This window comes from Pseudomonas sp. JS425 (genome assembly GCF_018223845.1).
GTDB classification, from domain to species: Bacteria; Pseudomonadota; Gammaproteobacteria; order Pseudomonadales; family Pseudomonadaceae; genus Aquipseudomonas; species Aquipseudomonas asiatica.
In genome coordinates, this window is record NZ_CP073661.1 from 5,857,548 (window position 1) to 5,875,749 (window position 18,202).

Genomic DNA, 18,202 nt, shown 5'->3' on the forward strand with positions numbered 1-18,202 from the left:
CGCAGCATTCACGACCAGAACGCCGAAACGCGCGCCCCCAGCAGGAATTCATCGCCGCCTGGCAGGCTCCTGATGCGCTTGAGCTCCAGACCAACCAGCGCACTCGAGCGGCTCAGGTCACGCATGAACTGCGCGACCACGGCACCTGACTTGGCCAGCCCGGTCATCTGCAAATTGCCATCTTCCAGGCTGAGGTCGAGCAGTTGCACACCCACCGGCAACGCCCGCTCGAAGTCAGCGAACACCCCGGCCAGCACATCCTGATGGGCGCGCAGTGCTTCCAGCGCCGCCGCGCGTGCCAGCAGCGCCTCATGCTGCGCATGCACATCGGCCAGCGGCTGCAACTGCTCGCCCAACACTTCAAGGGCTGCCTGGTGCCGGGTATTGGCCAGCGCCTGCTGCTCCCCGCGCTGGCGGGCCAGCTGGTCGACCAACATCACGCCACACAGGGCCAGTAGAGCGCCGGCGACCAGTTGCCTGCGGAAAGACCGCAACGCCGCTTGGCGCTGCCGTTCGCGCCAGGGCAGAAGGTTCAGCCGCATCATCGACGCAATCCTCCGAGAGCCAGGGCGCAAGCCAGAATCATCGCACCATCGACGTGCTCCAGGCGCGCCAGGTCAGGCACCAGGCGACACGGAAGGTTCAGCTGGGAGCCGAGGCTTTGCAACTGGCCCGCTTCGACCGGAGAACAGCTGGCAATCAACAGGCATTCCGGCAAAGGCTCACCGGCAAGCAAGGCCAGCAGGCGCTCTGGCAGCGCCCCGGTTATCGTCGACAGCCCCAGGCTCAGCTCACGCCGTTGCTGAGGCTGCCCCGAATGCCAGCCATAAAGGATGGTGCTGTGCGCCTCGATACGCAGCAACGCCGAGCTCTGGTGCCGGCCCTGCGGCAGCATGCGCCCCAAGGCAATGCTGTCGACCTCCACGGCCTCCAGTTGCAACCCTGCCTCCTCGACGATGCCTTCAAGTGGCGCCAGTGCGCTCTGCCGACATGCCGCCACCATCACCTCGGCGCAGCCTGGCTGGACGCGAGAACCGCCCAGGACCTGAAAATCCAGGGCCAGGTCTTCCAGCGGAAATGGAAACAGCCGTTCGGCGTCAGCCAGCAGCTGCGCCTCCACTTCTGCACCGCCCTGTTCCACTGGCAGGTGGCACAGCTTGCATATCACCTGGTTACCCGGCAGTGCCAGCGCGACCCGGCGCTGTTTGAGGCCGCTGCGCCTGTAGGCGCGCCTCAAGGCAGCCGCCACGGCGCCAGGCTCTGCCGCCCAATCACTGCCAGCCAATGATTCGAACGGCTCTTGTACCGAGGCAAGCACCCGGCAGCGCCGGTTACGCCGCTGCAGTTGCACAATCCGAACGGAGTCAGGGGCAATTTCCACCCCCACAAGTGAACCGGCATCCTTGCCGAAGCGTCCTAGCATCGTGGCATCCTTGTTGTCTGTCGCCGCCATCCTTCGCGGCTACCTGCCCCAACCCCGCGTCAGCACTAGGCCGCGCCTGCCCATCGAGGCGACGGGCAGCCTGGCCGGTAACCCGGAGAGGCGAAAAAATGCTTATAATGCCCAGCGTTTTTTGGTCCGCCGGACCTGCGTGCAATCCACTCCCAACCTGGACACCGAAAAGCCTTGATACGTCTGCTGAAGTTCTTCTGGTGGTCTTCCGTCGCAGTCATCTGCGCGCTCGTACTCGGTGTGAGCGGTGCGTTTCTGTATCTTAGCCCCAACCTGCCCTCGGTCGAGTCGCTCAGAAGCATCCAGTTGCAGATCCCCCTCAGGGTGTACAGCAGCGACGGCAAGCTGATTGCCGAGTTCGGCGAAATGCGTCGCTCACCGATCCGCTTCGAGGAAATTCCCCCACAATTCATCCAGGCGCTTCTGTCGGCCGAGGACGACAACTTCCTCAATCACTACGGTGTCGACCCCAGCAGCCTGATGCGCGCCGCGACCCAGTTGGTGAAAACCGGCCATATCCAGACCGGCGGCAGTACCATCACCATGCAGGTGGCGAAGAACTTCTTCCTCACCAGCGAGCGCAGCTTCTCGCGCAAGACCAACGAAATCCTGCTGGCCCTGCAGATCGAGCGTGAGCTGACCAAGGACGAGATCCTCGAGCTGTACGTGAACAAGATCTACCTGGGCAACCGCGCCTACGGTATCGATGCCGCCGCGCAGGTGTACTACGGCAAGTCGATCCGCGACGTGAGCCTGGCGCAGATGGCGATGATCGCCGGCCTGCCCAAGGCACCCTCGCGCTTCAACCCGCTGGCCAACCCCGTACGCGCCAAAGAGCGCCGCGACTGGATCCTCGGCCGCATGTACAAGCTGGGCAAGATCGACGAAGCCAGTTACCAGGCGGCCCTGGCCGAGCCGCTCAACGCCAGCTACCACGTGCCCACGCCTGAAGTGAATGCGCCTTACATCGCCGAAATGGCCCGCGCCGAAATGGTCGGTCGCTACGGCAGCGACGCCTACACCGAAGGCTTCCGCGTCACTACCACGGTGCCCAGCGACATGCAGGAAATGGCCAACAAGGCCATCCTCAACGGTCTCTCCGACTACGATGAGCGCCACGGCTACCGCGGCCCCGAAGCACGCTTCCCGGGCCGCACCCAGGCAGCCTGGCTGCAGGAACTGGGCAAGCAGCGCAGCCTCGGCGGCCTGGAGCCGGTCATCGTCACCCAGGTCGAAAAAACCGGCCTCAAGGTGCTGACCCGCAGCGGCCAGGAAGAGCAGGTGGCCTGGGACACCATGAAATGGGCGCGCCCGTTCATCAACAGCAACTCCCAGGGCCGTGCGCCGCAGTCACCGGCAGATGTGGCCCAGGTTGGCGACCTGGTGCGCGTGCAGCGCCTCGAGGATGGCAAGCTCAAGTTCAGCCAGGTACCTGGCGCGCAGAGTGCGCTGGTCACCCTCGACCCTTACAACGGCGCCATCCGCGCCCTGGTCGGCGGTTTCTCGTTCGAGCAGAGCAACTACAACCGCGCCATGCAGGCCAAGCGTCAGCCGGGCTCGAGCTTCAAGCCGTTCATCTACAGCGCCGCACTGGACAGTGGCTACACCGCATCCAGTCTGGTCAACGATGCACCAATCGTGTTCGTCGACGAGTACCTGGACAAAGTCTGGCGACCGAAGAACGACACCAATACCTTCCTTGGTCCGATCCGCATGCGCGAAGCGCTGTACAAGTCGCGCAACCTGGTGTCGATCCGCCTGCTGCAGGCCATGGGCGTGGACCGCACCATCGACTACATCGCCAAGTTCGGCTTCAACAAGCAGGACCTGCCACGCAACCTGTCGCTGGCACTGGGCACCGCCACCCTGACCCCTATGGAAATCGCCACAGGCTGGAGTACTTTTGCCAACGGCGGGTACAAGATCACCCCGTACCTGATCGAACGCATCGAAAGCCGCAGCGGCGAGACGCTGTTCACCGCCAACCCGGCTCGGGTACCGCAAGGTGCCGAGGACCAGGCGGGTGTGGCCGCGCCCGAACAGCCGATCAGCACAACCGCCATGCCTGGCGAGGCACCCGCTGCCTTCAGCCAGGTGGCTTCTGCACCGCAGGCGCCGGCCGTGGCCGAGCGTATCATCGACGGTCGCACCACCTACATCCTCACCAGCATGCTGCAGGACGTGATCAAGCGCGGCACCGGACGCCGGGCGCTGGCCCTGGGCCGCACCGATCTGGCAGGCAAGACCGGTACTACCAACGAGTCCAAGGACGCCTGGTTCTCCGGCTACAACGCCGACTACGTGACCACCGTGTGGGTCGGCTTCGATCAGCCCGAAACCCTTGGACGCCGCGAGTACGGCGGCACGGCGGCACTGCCGATCTGGATGAGCTTCATGGGCGCGGCACTCAAGGACAAGCCTGCGCATGCGCCGGCAGAACCGGAAGGCATCCTCAGCCTGCGCGTCGACCCGGTCAGCGGCCGTGCCGCTTCGCCGAGCACGCCGAATGCCTACTTCGAGCTGTTCAAGGCCGAGGACTCGCCGCCGTCGGTGGACGAACTGGGCACTGGCGCAGCACCGGGCAGCCCGCTGCCGGCGGATGAAGCGGCGCCGATGGATCTGTTCTGACCAGATGTAAAGCCGGGGGCGCTTTGCGCCCCTATCGCGACACAAGGCCGCTCCCACAGGAAACGCCTAGCCCCTGTGGGAGCGGCCTTGTGTCGCGATGGGCTGCAAAGCAGCCCCAGAATCCGACAGGCAACCAAAAATAGCAGCATGGCGCACCGCCAAACAAAAAGCCCCGGCTCATACGAGCCGGGGCTTTTTGTGTCGCCAGGCAGCAATCAGCCTTTGAACACGTCATCCACGCTGGTCAGCGGGTAGTGCTTCGGATACGGCAGGGTTGCCACGCCGGATTCGATGGCGGCCTTGGCCACAGCGTCGGAAACGACGGTGATCAGACGTGCGTCCAACGGCTTCGGAATGATGTACTCACGACCAAATTCCAGAGCCTGTACGCCGTAGGCGTCGCACACTTCCTTCGGCACTGGCAGCTTGGCCAGATCTTTCAGGGCGATGGCGGCGGCGATTTTCATTTCTTCGTTGATGCGCTTGGCGCGAACGTCCAGGGCACCACGGAAGATGAACGGGAAGCCCAGTACGTTGTTGACCTGGTTCGGGTAGTCGGAACGACCGGTAGCCATGATCACGTCGCTGCGAGTGGCATGCGCCAGCTCTGGCGAGATTTCCGGGTCCGGGTTCGAGCAGGCGAACACGATCGGGTTGGCAGCCATCGACTTCAGGCCTTCGGCGCTCAGCAGGTTCGGGCCAGACAGGCCTACGAACACGTCGGCACCGTCGAGTGCGTCAGCCAGGGTGCGCTTGTCGGTGGCGTGGGCGAACTGCGCCTTGTACTGGTTCAGGTCGTCACGGCCAGCGTGGATCACGCCGCTGCGGTCGATCATGTAGATGTTTTCGACCTTGGCACCCATGCTTACCAGCAGCTTCATGCAGGAGATGGCGGCAGCGCCGGCACCCAGGCAGACGATCTTGGCGTCCTCCAGCTTCTTGCCGGCGATTTCCAGGGCGTTGATCATGCCGGCCGCGGTCACGATGGCGGTACCGTGCTGGTCATCGTGGAATACCGGGATGTCGCACTGTTCGATCAGGGTGCGCTCGATTTCAAAGCACTCAGGCGCCTTGATGTCTTCGAGGTTGATGCCACCGAAGGTGATCGAGATGCGGCGAACGGTGTCGATGAACGCCTGCGGGCTTTCCGATTCCACTTCGATGTCGAACACGTCGATACCGGCGAAACGCTTGAACAGAACACCCTTGCCTTCCATGACCGGCTTGGAAGCCAGTGGGCCGAGGTCACCCAGACCGAGGATGGCGGTGCCATCGGAAATCACCGCAACCAGGTTGCCTTTGCCGGTGTATTTGTAAGCCAGCTCTGGATCACGGCCGATTTCACGCACGGGCTCAGCAACACCTGGGCTGTAGGCCAGGGCGAGGTCACGGGCGGTGGCTGTGGGCTTGGAGAGTTCGACGCTCAGTTTCCCCGGACGAGGTTGAGCGTGATATTCGAGAGCGGCGGTTTTCAGGTCTGACATGGTGGGCATTCCGCTATTTACTGTTCTGACGGACCGCCGAGGATACGCAAAGAGCCGGGGAGCCACAAGACTGGTCGGTCACTTGTGTCAAGGCCTTTAGCCTACGACTTTACGCTATAACCCACGGGGCATACGCCTAACAGTGTGTACAATCCAATAGCGAAATGTCTACATCTTTTAGCCTGAAATGCGCTCCAACATGCTTGGATCGGTCAACGGCAACAGCCAGCGTCGCTGCCCGGGCTTGAGGCCGCCCTTGCGGGAACGATCCAGCACCCAGCCACGCGCCTCGACCTGGCGTCCCTTGAGGTTATCGAAGAAGCTGGCGGGGAAGTTGCGCTGCAGACGAGCGGGAACCTGCAGCACCACCGCACCGTCCAGGTTCAGCCAGACCCCGCCACGGTTGCGCTCCACGCCTTCGATGCGGCCCGCAATGACCGCGAATCCCGACTGCCGGACATCCCCTGCACGCACCACCGGCGAACGACGCCACAGCCCGGAGCCAGCCTTGCGCGCAGCCTGCTCGGCAAGCTGCTGGCAAGCGCTGAGGCGCACATTGGGGGCAACCGCGACGCGATAGCCCAAGCCCTCGCTGAGCAGCTGTGCTTCGATATTGTCGCCATTGCGGCCGTAGATATGCGCCAGCGTGCGGCCGTATTTGTCCTTGGACTCGACGCCCGGCTCCAGCCCGATACGCCCATCGCTGGCTTTGACCAAGGCCTGCAAACGCTGCCTGGCAGCCTCGGCATAGGGCTCGCTGGAGCGCCCGTTACGGCCGATTTCCGGGGCATTGATGCCGATCAATCGCACGCTGCGGCCATCGACCAGGCGCAAGGTATCGCCATCGACCACCTGGCGCACCGCCACCTGCTGAGGGCTGCCTGGTAGCGGGCAGAACGCCAGGGCCGGGAAATGCCAGATGACGCCCATAAAAAAGGCGCCCACAAGGGGCGCCTTTTTTTGCAGCAATGCGAAACCCGAGGGGTTCGCCATGCGCATGATTACTTCTTGGTACCGAACATACCGAAGCGATCGGCGAACTTCTGTACGCGACCACCGGTGTCCAGGACTTTCTGCTTACCGGTGTAGAACGGGTGGCACAGGTTGCAAACGTCGATCGCCAGGGTGCTGCCCAGGGTCGAACGGGTTTCAAACTTGTTGCCGCAGCTGCAGGTGACTGCAACTACTTCGTAGTTCGGATGAATATCTGCTTTCATGGTCACTTCCTCGAGCTGCGTGCCGCCACCCAACACCAATTGTTGAATACCGCACGTAATTAGGCGGCGAATAATACCAGAGCATCACGCCAACGCAAGTTGTCGCTTGCACCGACCGTCGTCTGCTAGGCTCGCCAGTCTTTGAAACGCCCTCCGAGACTTTCCGCGTGTCCGACGTCATCCTGCGCCTTGCCCTGCCCTCCCCGCTGCGTCGCCTGTTCGACTACAAGGCGCCGGCAAGCATGGCGCGCCAGGCCTTGACTCCGGGCATGCGCATTCGCGTGCCATTCGGCCGCCGCGAAATGATCGGCGTGCTGGTGGAGGTGTGCGAGCAGAGCGAAGTGCCCGCCGACAAGCTCAAGCCGGCCAGCGCCCTGCTCGACCCGGTATCACCGATCCCGCCGTCGCTGTTCAAGTTGTGCTTGTGGACCGCCCAGTACTACCAGCACAGCCTGGGTGACACCCTGAGCTGGGCCTTGCCGACCCTGCTGCGCCAGGGCGAACCCTCCGAGATGCGTCAGGAGCGCTTCTGGCACGTCGCCCCCGGCGCCCGCCTGGAAGACCCGCGCATCGCCCGCGCACCGCGCCAGCGCGATGCCCTCAAGACCCTGGCCCAGCACCCGCACGGCGTGGCCCATAGCCTCCTGGCCAAGCTCAATCTGAACAAGGACAGCCTGGACCTGCTGCTGGCCAAGGACCTGGTGCAGATCGAGGTCCGCCGCCATCTGCCGGCACTGCGCCACGAACACTGGCTGGCACAGCCGGAACTACCGCTCAACGAAGAGCAACGCGATGCCTTCGACGCCGTGCGCGAAGGCTTTGGCGGCTTTGGCGCCTTCCTGCTGGCCGGTGTCACCGGCAGCGGCAAGACCGAGGTGTACCTGCAACTGATCCGCGAAACACTGGAAGCCGGCAAGCAGGCCCTGGTACTGATCCCGGAGATCAACCTCGGCCCGCAGACCCTGGCCCGCTTCGAGCAGCGCTTCAACGCCCGCATCGCCCTGCTGCATTCGGCGGTGAACGACCGCGAACGCCTGGATGCCTGGCTGGCAGCCCGGGACGGCGAGGCCGACATCATCATCGGCACCCGCTCGGCACTGTTCACGCCGATGAAGAACCCCGGCCTGATCATCATCGACGAGGAGCACGACGGCTCCTATAAACAGCAGGAAGGCCTGCGCTACCACGCCCGCGACCTGGCACTGGTGCGCGCCCACCAGGAAAACGTCCCGATCCTGCTCGGTTCCGCCACGCCATCGCTGGAAACCCTGCACAATGCCCTGACCGGTCGCTACCGCCTGTTGCGCATGAACCAGCGCGCCGGCGGTGCCCGCCCGCCACGCATGCTGCGCCTGGATGTGAAGAGCCTGCCGCTGGACAGCGGTATCAGCGGCCCACTGCAGCAGGCCATCCGCCAAACCCTGGAGGCAGGCCAGCAAGTGCTGGTATTCCTCAATCGCCGCGGTTTCGCCCCGACCTTGCTGTGCCATGATTGCGGCTGGCTGTCCGAATGCCCACGCTGCGATGCACGCATGACCGTGCACCAGCGCTCCGGCGTGCTGCGCTGCCACCATTGCGGCTATGACGAGCGCCTGCCGCAGCAGTGCCCGCAGTGCAACCATGTTGACCTGCGCCCGGTCGGCGCCGGCACCGAGCGTGCCGAGGAGCGCCTGAAAGTGCTGTTCCCGGATTACCCGATCCTGCGTGTGGACCGCGACAGCACCGCGCGCAAGGACGCCATGCACAACCTGTTCAGCACCATCCAGCGCGGCCAGCCGAGCATCCTCGTCGGCACCCAGATGCTCGCCAAGGGCCATCACTTCCCGCGGGTGACCCTGGTGGCCATCCTCGATGCCGATGGCGGGCTGTTCTCCGGCGACTTCCGTGCCAGCGAACGCATGGCACAGTTGATCGTGCAGGTCGCCGGGCGGGCCGGGCGGGCCGAAGAGCCCGGCAAGGTCATCATCCAGACCCACCTGGCCGACCATCCACTGCTGGTGCAGCTTACCGAGCAGGGCTACTTCGCCTTCGCCGAGCAGGCCCTGGACGAACGCCGCGCCGCCGGGCTGCCGCCTTACTCGCACCTGGCGCTGCTACGCGCCGAAGCGCACAAGCCCGGGCAGGCCGAAGGTTTCCTCGACGAGGCCTGCGCCGCCGCCGAGCGCCTGGTGGCCGAACAGCGCCTACCTGGCATCGAGCTGCTGGGGCCGGTGCCAGCACCGATGGAGCGCCGCGCCGGGCGCTTCCGCGCACAACTGTTGATACAGGCCAATACGCGGGCGCCTTTGCATCGACTGATCAGCGCCTGGTTGCTAGTGTTGGAGCAGATGCCGAGCGGGCGCCAGGTGCGGTGGTCGCTGGATGTCGACCCGGTAGACCTTTATTGATCCTGCGGGCTGCTTTGCAGCCCCAAAGGTTGGCAACCCGCCCCCAGCCACGGATAATGCCCAGTTTTTCCACCTGCGCATCCAAGCGCTCCACCGCGCTTGCGGTCGAAAAGAGATCCCCATGAAAGACACCATTCGCCAGCTGATCCAGCAAGCCCTCACCCAACTCGTCACCGACGGTGTGCTGCCTGAAGGGCTGTCGCCGGCGATCCAGGTGGAAAACGCCCGGGACAAGACCCACGGCGACTTCGCCAGCAACATCGCCATGATGCTGGCCAAGCCGGCCGGCATGAAGCCGCGCGACCTGGCCGAGAAACTGATCAATGCCCTGCCGGCCAGCGCCGACATCAGCAAGGTCGAAATCGCCGGCCCCGGCTTCCTCAACTTCTTCCAGAACACCGACGCCCTGGCCAACCGCCTGGATGCCGCACTGGCCGACGCCCACCTGGGCGCGCGCAAGGCCGGCCCTGCGCAAAAGGTTGTGGTCGACATGTCGGCACCCAACCTGGCCAAGGAGATGCACGTCGGCCACCTGCGTTCGACCATCATCGGTGACAGCGTGGCGCGCGTGCTGGAGTTCCTCGGCGATGACGTGATCCGCCAGAACCACGTGGGCGACTGGGGCACCCAGTTCGGCATGCTGCTGGCCTACCTGGAAGAAAACCCGATCACCAGCGACGAGCTGTCGGACCTGGAAAACTTCTACCGCGCCGCCAAGAAGCGCTTCGACGAATCCGAAGAGTTCGCCACCCGTGCCCGTGGCCTGGTGGTCAAGCTGCAGGCCGGCGACCCGGACTGCATGGCCCTGTGGACGCGCTTCAAGGACATTTCGCTGTCGCACTGCCAGAAGACCTACGAGCTGCTGAACGTCAAGCTGACCATGGCCGACGTGATGGGTGAAAGCGCCTACAACGACGACCTGGCCAACGTGGTCGCCGACCTCAAGGCCAAGGGGCTGCTGGTCGAAGACCAGGGCGCCCAGTGCGTGTTCCTCGACGAGTTCAAGAACAGCGAAGGCGAGCCACTGCCGGTGATCGTGCAGAAGGCCGACGGCGGCTACCTGTACGCCACCACCGACCTGGCCGCCGTGCGCTACCGCAGCAACGTCCTCAAGGCGGACCGCGCCCTGTACTTCGTCGACCAGCGCCAGGCCCTGCACTTCAACCAGGTGTTCGAAGTTGCACGCCGCGCAGGCTTCGTGGGCCACCCGATGCAGATGGAGCACATGGGCTTCGGCACCATGAACGGTGCCGACGGCCGCCCGTTCAAGACCCGTGACGGCGGTACCGTGAAGCTGATCGACCTGCTCACCGAGGCCAAGGAACGCGCCTACGCGCTGGTCAAGGAAAAGAACCCGAGCCTGGCCGACGAAGAACTGCGCCACATCGGTGAAGTGGTTGGCATCGGCGCTGTGAAGTACGCCGACCTGTCCAAGCACCGCACCAGCGACTACAGCTTCAACTTCGAGCTGATGCTCAACTTCGAAGGCAACACCGCGCCTTACCTGCTGTACGCCTACACCCGCGTGGCCGGCGTATTCCGCAAACTGGGCAAAGGCTTCGATGAAGTCGATGGCAACATTGTGCTGCAGGCTGCCCACGAGCAGGACCTGGCCGCGCGCCTGGCGCAGTTTGGCGAAATCCTCAACAACGTCGCCGACAAGGGTACGCCGCACGTGCTGTGCAGCTACCTGTACGACCTGGCCGGCCTGTTCTCCAGCTTCTACGAGAACTGCCCGATTCTTGCCGCCGAAACCCCGCAGCAGCAGCAGAGCCGCCTGCGCCTGGCGGCCCTGACCGGCCGCACCCTCAAGCAAGGTCTGGAACTGCTCGGCCTGGAAACCCTGGAGCGCATGTAAGTTGGCTGCCAAGAAAAAACCTGCACCCAAACGCGGCGCCAGCCGCCAGACGGCGCCGGCCAAGCAGCCGATTCCCGGTTGGGTATGGCTGGCGGTCGGCCTGACCGTAGGCGCGTTCATCGTGTTCCTGATGAAGCTCGAGCCTGGTGGCGAAGACATCAAGCGCACCAAGCCGGAGCAGCAGAAAGCGGACAAGGTGGCCGAAGCCGGCAAGTCGGCGCAGCCCACTCCGCAGCAGCCGGTGAAGCCGAAGTACGACTTCTACACGCTGCTGCCGGAGTCCGAGGTGATCGTACCGCCGGAGGCCGTACCAGAGAAGACGCCACCCGTCCCGGCCCAGCCGGTGACCCCGGTGACGCCAGCCGAAGCGGCAAAGATCGACACGGCGCGAGCCCAGGCAGCATTGATGGGCCAGACACCGCCACCGGCACCGCCAGTCATCAAGCCGGCGGCGACCACCCAGTTCTTCCTGCAGGCCGGCTCGTTCCGCAAGCAGGCCGATGCTGACAAGGTGCGCGCGCAGATCATCCTGCTGGGGCAGTCGGTAAAGGTAGAGTCGGGCACGGTCAAGGACGAAACCTGGTACCGCGTGCTGGTGGGGCCGTTCAGCAACCGCGAGCAGCTGACCGGGGCGCAGAAGCAACTGGCCGGGGCAGGCTTCAGCAACCTGCTGCTGCAACAGCGGCAGACCCGTCAGTAACCTGGAATTCGGGGGCGCTTTGCGCCCCCTGTGTCCTCAACCCCGCCCCGCATTCCGCTCGGAAACCTGGCTGTTCAGCGTCCAGAAGTCGTACAGCACCCCCACCAGAAACAGCCCGCCGGTAAAGAAGTAGATGATCGCGGTGATCCACTTGCCCTGATACAGCCGGTGCAGACCAAACACCCCGAGGAAGGTCAGCAGGATCCAGGCGATGTTGTAGTCAATGCGCCCGGACTGGAACCGGAGGTCGGCTTCACGGTCCATGGACGGGATCAGGAACAGGTCGATCAACCAGCCGATGCCCAGCAGGCCCAGGGTGAAGAACCAGATAGTGCCGGTTACGGGCTTGCCGTAATAGAAACGATGCGACCCGGTAAAGCCGAAAATCCATAGCAGGTAGCCAATGGTCTTGCTGTGGGTGTCGTGAAACGGCGCCCCCTGTTGATAACTGTTCATTCATAGCCCCCGTGGGTTATCCGAAAATTTTCTAAGAAAAAATGTGACTTTCTCGTCGCAGGCCGACGTACGGCACCTGGACAATCGACCAACGGATCAAAGATTGATCAAAAAGCTGTTATAAAGTTGCGCGCCCAACACATAACTATTCATAAGAGCTTCATCTATGCCGCCTTTACTCAAGACATGGCTGACCCTCTGCCTATTATTGCCCCTGGCCGCCCACGCCACCAATCGTGAGCAACGTCTTCCCAATGGTTTTACCGGCTACACCACCAATGCCTCGGTAAAACATGCACCGGTCAAGCAGACCGCAATGCGCACCCGTCCAAGCAATGCCGCCAACAGCCGCGGCGTGCCCGGTGTGCCAGTCGCGGCAATGTCGCCGAAGCAGAGCAGCGATGTGCTCAGCCGTGCGGTGAATGTGCTCGGCACCCCTTATGTCTGGGGCGGCAGCAGCCCGAAGAAAGGCTTCGACTGCAGCGGGCTGGTCAAATACGCCTTCAACGACGTCGCCGACGTCGACCTGCCGCGCACCTCCAATGCCATGGCCCAGGGCCACGGCGTCAAGGTAGCCAAGGGTGACCTGAAGCCAGGTGACCTGATCTTCTTCAACATCAAGAGCCGTCGGGTGAACCACGTTGCCATCTACCTGGGCAACGACCGCTTCATCCATGCTCCACGCCGTGGCAAGCGGGTAAGCATCGACACCCTGAGCAAGCCTTACTGGCAGAAGCATTACGTGGTGGCCAAGCGAGTGCTGCCGAAAGAACAGCAGCAACTGAGCCTGGCCAAGCGCTGATCTGATCGGCGCTCTCCTGTCCGGGCCTCTTCGCGGGTAAACCCGCTCCCACAGGTACACCACAGCATTCGAAGGCTGTGTTATCCATGTGGGAGCGGGTTTACCCGCGAAAGGGCCAGCACAGGCACTATAGATCGCTGATCAGCCCCCTCTCCTTCAACCCCCGCATCGCCCCTTCCATCGTCCGCATCCCGTCCGCACCACCCGCCTGCATCACCGAACACAACTGCGCCATCCGCCCTTCCCGAACCAGGTTACGCACCGCTGGCGTCACCACCAGCACTTCCCGCGCAGCAACCCGCCCTCCGCCCGCGCGCCTGACCAGCACCTGCGCTACCACCAGGCGCAACGACTCGGCCAGCATCGCCCGCACCAACGGCTTCTCTTCGGCAGCGAACACCTCCACCAACCGGTCAATACTGCTCACCGCCGAACGGGTATGCACGGTCGCCAGTACCAGGTGCCCGGTCTCAGCCGCACGCAAGGCCAGGCGAATGGTTTCCAGGTCGCGCAGCTCACCGATCATGATCACATCCGGGTCTTGGCGCAGGGCACTGCGCAGCCCCTGGGCGAACCCACCGCAATGGCGGCCGACCTCACGCTGGTTGACCAGGCTGCGCTGGCTGCTGTGGATAACTTCGACAGGGTCTTCGAGGGTGATGATATGCAGAGCCCGATCGCGGTTCAGTTGGTCAAGCAGTGTCGCCAAGGTGCTGGACTTGCCGCTGCCGGTCGGCCCACCGACGAGGATCAAGCCATCTCGGCACTGCGCAACAGCTTGAAACACATCGCCCAGGTCGAGTTCATCGAGCGTGGCGATATGCCCCGGGATCAGGCGAAAGGTGGCCGCAGGGCCGTGCAACTGGCGAAACAGATTCAGCCGAAAGCGCCCTAGCGCCGGCAATTCCAGCGCCAGGTCCAGCTCATCACCCTGGGCCCACTGTCGGCGCTGGTCTTCATCCAGCATGGGGGCCATGCCCTCGATCAAGGCGACCGGACCCAAGGTCGGCAGGGCCATGCGCTGCAGCTCGCCATCCAGGCGCAACATCGGTAACTGGCCCGCCGCCAGGTGCAGGTCGGAAGCCCCCGCATCCACGGCCCGGGCCAACAGGTCGGTCACATCCATGAGACTCCCCAAAGGCCTTCAAGTAGGTAGAATGCCGCAAACCCTCCAGCCGCCGGCATCAGTCCATGTCCACCCTAGCAGACAACCTTTCCGCTATTTCCGCCCGTATCGCCAGCGCTGCCCAGGCTGCCGGGCGTGATCCGGCCAGCGTCCAGTTGCTGGCCGTGAGCAAGACCAAGCCAGCTAGCGCCATCCGCGAAATCCACGCCGCCGGCGTATGCGATTTCGGGGAAAACTACCTACAGGAAGCGCTGACAAAGCAGCAGGCACTCGGCGACCTGCCCTTGATCTGGCACTTCATCGGCCCCATCCAGTCGAACAAGACCAAAGCCATCGCCGAGCATTTCGACTGGGTACATTCCGTGGACCGCTTGAAAATCGCCCAACGCCTCTCGGAGCAGCGCCCGGCCGGTCTGCCACCACTGAACATCTGCCTGCAGGTGAACGTCAGCGGCGAAGACAGCAAATCCGGCTGCACCCCTGCCGACCTGCCGGCCCTGGCCAAAGCGGTAGCCGCACTGCCCAACCTGCGCCTGCGCGGGCTGATGGCCATTCCCGAACCCACTGATGACCGCGCCACCCAGGAAGCCGCCTTCGCCACCCTGCGCCAGTTGCAGGAAGGCCTTGGCCTTGGTCTGGACACTCTGTCCATGGGCATGAGCCACGATCTGGAAGCGGCCATTGCACAGGGTGCGACCTGGGTGCGTATCGGTACCGCCCTGTTCGGTGCCCGCGATTACGGGCAGCCCTGATTCCATGCTTTACTCACTCTTTCCTACAAGGACCTGACATGAGCAAGACTCGTATTGCCTTTATCGGCGCCGGCAACATGGCCGCCAGCCTGATCGGTGGTCTGCGTGCCCAGGGCCTGGACGCCTCGCAGATCCGCGCCAGCGACCCGGGCGCCGAGACCCGCAGCCGCATCCAGGCCGAGCACGGCATCGAAACCTTCGAGAACAACGCCCAGGCCATCGATGGCGCCGACGTCATCGTGCTGGCGGTCAAGCCGCAGGTCATGAAAGCCGTATGCCAGGCCCTGCAACCGAACCTGCAGGAAGGCCAGCTGATCGTTTCCATTGCCGCCGGCATCACCTGCGCCAGCCTGCAAAGCTGGGTCGGCGCTCGCCCTGTCGTGCGCTGCATGCCCAACACCCCGGCACTGCTGCGCCAGGGCGTCAGCGGCCTGTACGCCACCGCGGAAGTATCCAGCGAACAACGCCAGCAGGCCGAGCAACTGTTGTCGGCCGTGGGCACCGCCCTGTGGCTCGAGCAGGAGCAGCAACTGGACGCCGTGACGGCAGTCTCCGGCAGCGGCCCGGCGTACTTCTTCCTGCTGATCGAAGCCATGACCGCGGCAGGCGAAAAGCTTGGCCTGCCACGTGAAACTGCCTCCCGCCTGACCCTGCAGACAGCCTTGGGCGCCGCACGCATGGCGGTTGCCAGCGATGTCGACGCTGCCGAACTGCGCCGCCGAGTCACCTCGCCTGCAGGCACTACCGAAGCGGCGATCAAGTCGTTCCAGGCCAGCGGCTTCGAAGCCATCGTCGAACAGGCGCTGCAGGCTGCGGCTACACGTTCCGCCGAGCTGGCCGAACAACTGGGCAAATAAGGAGCTTCAGATGAATGCACTGTCCGGCGCCGCGATCTTCGTGGTGCAAACCCTGGTCAGCCTGTACCTGGTGATCGTCCTGCTGCGCTTTGTCCTGCAGCTGGTCAAGGCCAACTTCTACAACCCGCTGTGCCAGTTCGCCGTGCGCGCCACACAGCCGCTGCTCAAGCCGATTCGCCGAGTCATCCCCAGCGTTGGTGGGCTGGATACCTCGTCGCTGCTGTTGTCGGTGGTCATCCAGGCGCTGCTGATGGCTTTCGTGCTGATGGTCACCTACGGGACCTTCGGTGACATCCTGCACCTGCTGATGTGGGCCATCATCGGTATCACCTCGCTGTTCCTGAAGATTTTCTGGGTCGCGATGATCGTCATGGTGATCGTGTCCTGGGTTGCTCCCAACAGCCACAACCCGGCGGCTGAGCTGGCCTACCAGATCAGTGAACCGGTGCTGGCACCGTTCCGCCGCATCGTGCCCAACCTGGGTGGCATGGACATCTCGCCGATCTTCGCCTTCCTCGCGATCCAGGTAATCCAGTCGTTCGTCATGCCGCCTCTGGCCGCCTACGCCGGCATGCCACAAGAGCTGTGGCGGATGATCTGAGCCCCACCTGACTCTGGTTGCTTCCAGCGACAAGCCTCTGCTTGCCGCTGGGGGTAGCGCTCTTTAGACTTACGCCTCCGTCAAGCGTGAGCAGGGTCGATGTCCACTGTCTTTCCCGAAGATTCCGTCGGTCTGGTAGTACCGCAAACCGCCCGGTTCGATGAACCGCTGGCCCTGGCCTGCGGCCGCTCCCTGGCCAGTTACGAACTGGTCTACGAGACCTATGGCACCCTGAACGCCAGCGCGAGCAACGCCGTGCTGATCTGCCATGCCCTCTCCGGCCACCACCATGCCGCTGGCTACCATGCCGCCACCGACCGCAAGCCGGGCTGGTGGGACAGTTGTATCGGCCCTGGCAAGCCGATCGACACCAACCGCTTCTTCGTGGTCAGCCTGAACAACCTGGGCGGCTGCAACGGCAGCACCGGCCCCAGCAGCATCAACCCGGCCACCGGCAAGCCCTACGGCGCCGACTTCCCGGTGCTGACCGTGGAAGACTGGGTGCACAGCCAGGTGCGCCTGGCCGAGCGCCTGGGCATCCAGCAGTGGGCCGCCGTGGTCGGTGGCAGCCTGGGTGGCATGCAGGCGCTGCAGTGGACCATCAGCTACCCCGAGCGCGTGCGCCATTGCGTCGACATCGCCTCGGCGCCCAAGCTGTCGGCACAGAACATCGCTTTCAATGAAGTGGCACGCCAGGCCATCCTCACCGACCCCGAATTCCACGGCGGTTCGTTCCAGGACCAGGGCGTGATCCCCAAGCGTGGCCTGATGCTGGCGCGCATGGTCGGCCACATCACCTACCTGTCGGATGACTCGATGGGTGAAAAATTCGGCCGCGAGCTGAAGAGCGACAAGCTCAACTACGACTTCCACAGCGTCGAATTCCAGGTCGAGAGCTACCTGCGCTACCAGGGCGAGGAGTTTTCCGGGCGCTTCGACGCCAACACCTACCTGTTGATGACCAAGGCGCTGGACTACTTCGACCCCGCCGCCGCCCAGGGCGGCGACCTGGCAGCCACCCTGGCCCACGTCAAGGCGGATTACTGCATCATGTCGTTCACCACCGACTGGCGCTTCTCCCCGGCCCGTTCGCGCGAGATCGTCGACGCCCTGATGGCCGCGCGCAAGAATGTCTGCTACCTGGAGATCGACTCGCCTTACGGGCACGATGCCTTCCTGATCCCCACGCCTCGCTACATGCAGGGTTTCTCGAACTACATGAACCGCATTGCCATCTGAGGACAGCATGAGAGCCGATCTGGAAATCATCCACGACTGGATCCCCGCCGGCAGCCGGGTACTCGACCTGGGCTGCGGCAGCGGCGAACTGCTGGCCTCGCTGCGCGACCGCAAGCAGGTCACCGGCTATGGCCTGGAGATCGACGCCGACAACATCGCGGCCTGTGTGGCCAAGGGCGTCAACGTCATCGAGCAGGACCTGGACAAGGGCCTGGGCAACTTCGCCAGCAACAGTTTCGACGTGGTGATCATGACCCAGGCCCTGCAGGCCGTGGAGTACCCCGACCGCATTCTGGACGAGATGCTGCGCGTGGGCCGCCAGTGCATCATCACCTTCCCCAACTTCGGCCACTGGCGTTGCCGCTGGTACCTGGCGACCAAAGGCCGCATGCCGGTTTCGGACTTCATGCCGTACACCTGGTACAACACGCCAAACATCCACTTCTGCACCTTCGCCGACTTCGAAGAGCTGTGCCACGAGCGCCGCGCCAAGGTGCTAGACCGCCTGGCAGTCGACCACTTGCACCGCAACGGGTGGGCTGGCCGGCTTTGGCCTAATCTTCTAGGTGAGATCGGCATCTATCGTGTCAGCAGCCCGGGCCTGCAAGAACATCAGCTCGCGGTCTGACGCCCACCGGAGGA

General features: G+C 63.9%; 17 protein-coding genes. 10 read left to right on the top strand and 7 right to left on the bottom strand.

The window, feature by feature from the left end:
• Window positions 1-8: 8 nt before the first annotated feature.
• Window positions 9-545, bottom strand: coding sequence for a PilN domain-containing protein (locus tag KDB76_RS26850; RefSeq protein ID WP_038410208.1), 537 nt, complete (start codon window positions 543-545; stop codon window positions 9-11).
• Window positions 542-1,423 carry a pilus assembly protein PilM gene (pilM, locus tag KDB76_RS26855; RefSeq protein ID WP_024087852.1) on the bottom strand — a complete coding sequence of 294 codons (882 nt, stop codon included), beginning with the start codon at window positions 1,421-1,423 and terminating at the stop codon, window positions 542-544. Before pilM ends, KDB76_RS26850 begins: the two co-directional genes overlap by 4 nt.
• A gap of 204 nt (window positions 1,424-1,627) precedes the next feature.
• Here pilM and KDB76_RS26860 point away from each other — a divergent pair, with 204 nt between their 5' ends.
• Window positions 1,628-4,081: a penicillin-binding protein 1A gene (locus KDB76_RS26860; RefSeq protein ID WP_038410209.1), complete on the top strand. Its 2,454-nt coding sequence runs from the start codon at window positions 1,628-1,630 to the stop codon at window positions 4,079-4,081.
• 215 nt (window positions 4,082-4,296) lie between these two features.
• Here KDB76_RS26860 and KDB76_RS26865 read toward each other — a convergent pair whose 3' ends face one another.
• The 3 genes from KDB76_RS26865 to rpmE all read right to left on the bottom strand — a co-directional run bounded on the left by KDB76_RS26865 (window position 4,297) and on the right by rpmE (window position 6,782).
• Window positions 4,297-5,565: a malic enzyme-like NAD(P)-binding protein gene (locus KDB76_RS26865; protein WP_024087853.1), complete on the bottom strand. Its 1,269-nt coding sequence runs from the start codon at window positions 5,563-5,565 to the stop codon at window positions 4,297-4,299.
• Window positions 5,566-5,742: 177 nt separating this feature from the next.
• Complete coding sequence (locus tag KDB76_RS26870) at window positions 5,743-6,564, bottom strand: thermonuclease family protein (RefSeq protein WP_023662593.1); 822 nt, start codon at window positions 6,562-6,564, stop codon at window positions 5,743-5,745.
• Between the two features lie 2 nt (window positions 6,565-6,566).
• Window positions 6,567-6,782 carry a 50S ribosomal protein L31 gene (gene rpmE, locus KDB76_RS26875; protein ID WP_003257833.1) on the bottom strand — a complete coding sequence of 72 codons (216 nt, stop codon included), beginning with the start codon at window positions 6,780-6,782 and terminating at the stop codon, window positions 6,567-6,569.
• A gap of 167 nt (window positions 6,783-6,949) precedes the next feature.
• On the opposite strand from rpmE, the gene KDB76_RS26880 reads away from it, so the two are divergent.
• From KDB76_RS26880 to KDB76_RS26890, 3 genes are all read left to right on the top strand, one after another.
• Complete coding sequence (locus KDB76_RS26880) at window positions 6,950-9,169, top strand: primosomal protein N' (protein ID WP_013974612.1); 2,220 nt, start codon at window positions 6,950-6,952, stop codon at window positions 9,167-9,169.
• Window positions 9,170-9,290: 121 nt separating this feature from the next.
• The gene (gene argS / locus KDB76_RS26885; RefSeq protein WP_038410210.1) at window positions 9,291-11,027 is read left to right on the top strand and encodes an arginine--tRNA ligase; all 1,737 of its coding nucleotides are present in this window, start codon (window positions 9,291-9,293) and stop codon (window positions 11,025-11,027) included.
• A gap of 1 nt (window position 11,028) precedes the next feature.
• On the top strand, window positions 11,029-11,727 hold the full coding sequence (locus KDB76_RS26890) for an SPOR domain-containing protein (protein WP_003257831.1): 699 nt from the start codon (window positions 11,029-11,031) through the stop codon (window positions 11,725-11,727).
• Between the two features lie 36 nt (window positions 11,728-11,763).
• Here KDB76_RS26890 and KDB76_RS26895 read toward each other — a convergent pair whose 3' ends face one another.
• Window positions 11,764-12,183, bottom strand: coding sequence for a TM2 domain-containing protein (locus KDB76_RS26895; RefSeq protein ID WP_013974614.1), 420 nt, complete (start codon window positions 12,181-12,183; stop codon window positions 11,764-11,766).
• A 166-nt stretch (window positions 12,184-12,349) separates the two neighbouring features.
• Here KDB76_RS26895 and KDB76_RS26900 point away from each other — a divergent pair, with 166 nt between their 5' ends.
• Complete coding sequence (locus tag KDB76_RS26900) at window positions 12,350-12,985, top strand: C40 family peptidase (protein WP_013974615.1); 636 nt, start codon at window positions 12,350-12,352, stop codon at window positions 12,983-12,985.
• 127 nt (window positions 12,986-13,112) lie between these two features.
• On the opposite strand, the gene KDB76_RS26905 is transcribed toward KDB76_RS26900, so the two are convergent.
• Entirely contained in the window at window positions 13,113-14,111 is a 999-nt protein-coding gene (locus KDB76_RS26905) for a PilT/PilU family type 4a pilus ATPase (protein WP_013974616.1), read from the bottom strand.
• A 65-nt stretch (window positions 14,112-14,176) separates the two neighbouring features.
• Between KDB76_RS26905 and KDB76_RS26910 the strand changes: the two genes are divergently transcribed.
• The 5 genes from KDB76_RS26910 to metW all read left to right on the top strand — a co-directional run bounded on the left by KDB76_RS26910 (window position 14,177) and on the right by metW (window position 18,188).
• Window positions 14,177-14,863 carry a YggS family pyridoxal phosphate-dependent enzyme gene (locus KDB76_RS26910; RefSeq protein WP_038410211.1) on the top strand — a complete coding sequence of 229 codons (687 nt, stop codon included), beginning with the start codon at window positions 14,177-14,179 and terminating at the stop codon, window positions 14,861-14,863.
• Between the two features lie 38 nt (window positions 14,864-14,901).
• Window positions 14,902-15,720 carry a pyrroline-5-carboxylate reductase gene (proC, locus tag KDB76_RS26915; RefSeq protein WP_023661482.1) on the top strand — a complete coding sequence of 273 codons (819 nt, stop codon included), beginning with the start codon at window positions 14,902-14,904 and terminating at the stop codon, window positions 15,718-15,720.
• Window positions 15,721-15,730: 10 nt separating this feature from the next.
• Window positions 15,731-16,321 (top strand): YggT family protein, encoded by a 591-nt coding sequence (locus tag KDB76_RS26920; protein WP_013974619.1) that lies wholly within the window; start codon window positions 15,731-15,733, stop codon window positions 16,319-16,321.
• 99 nt (window positions 16,322-16,420) lie between these two features.
• A complete protein-coding gene (locus tag KDB76_RS26925; protein WP_013974620.1) occupies window positions 16,421-17,560 on the top strand; it encodes a homoserine O-acetyltransferase in 1,140 nt (379 codons plus the stop codon).
• A gap of 7 nt (window positions 17,561-17,567) precedes the next feature.
• The gene (metW, locus tag KDB76_RS26930) at window positions 17,568-18,188 is read left to right on the top strand and encodes a methionine biosynthesis protein MetW (RefSeq protein ID WP_013974621.1); all 621 of its coding nucleotides are present in this window, start codon (window positions 17,568-17,570) and stop codon (window positions 18,186-18,188) included.
• Window positions 18,189-18,202: the final 14 nt, after the last annotated feature.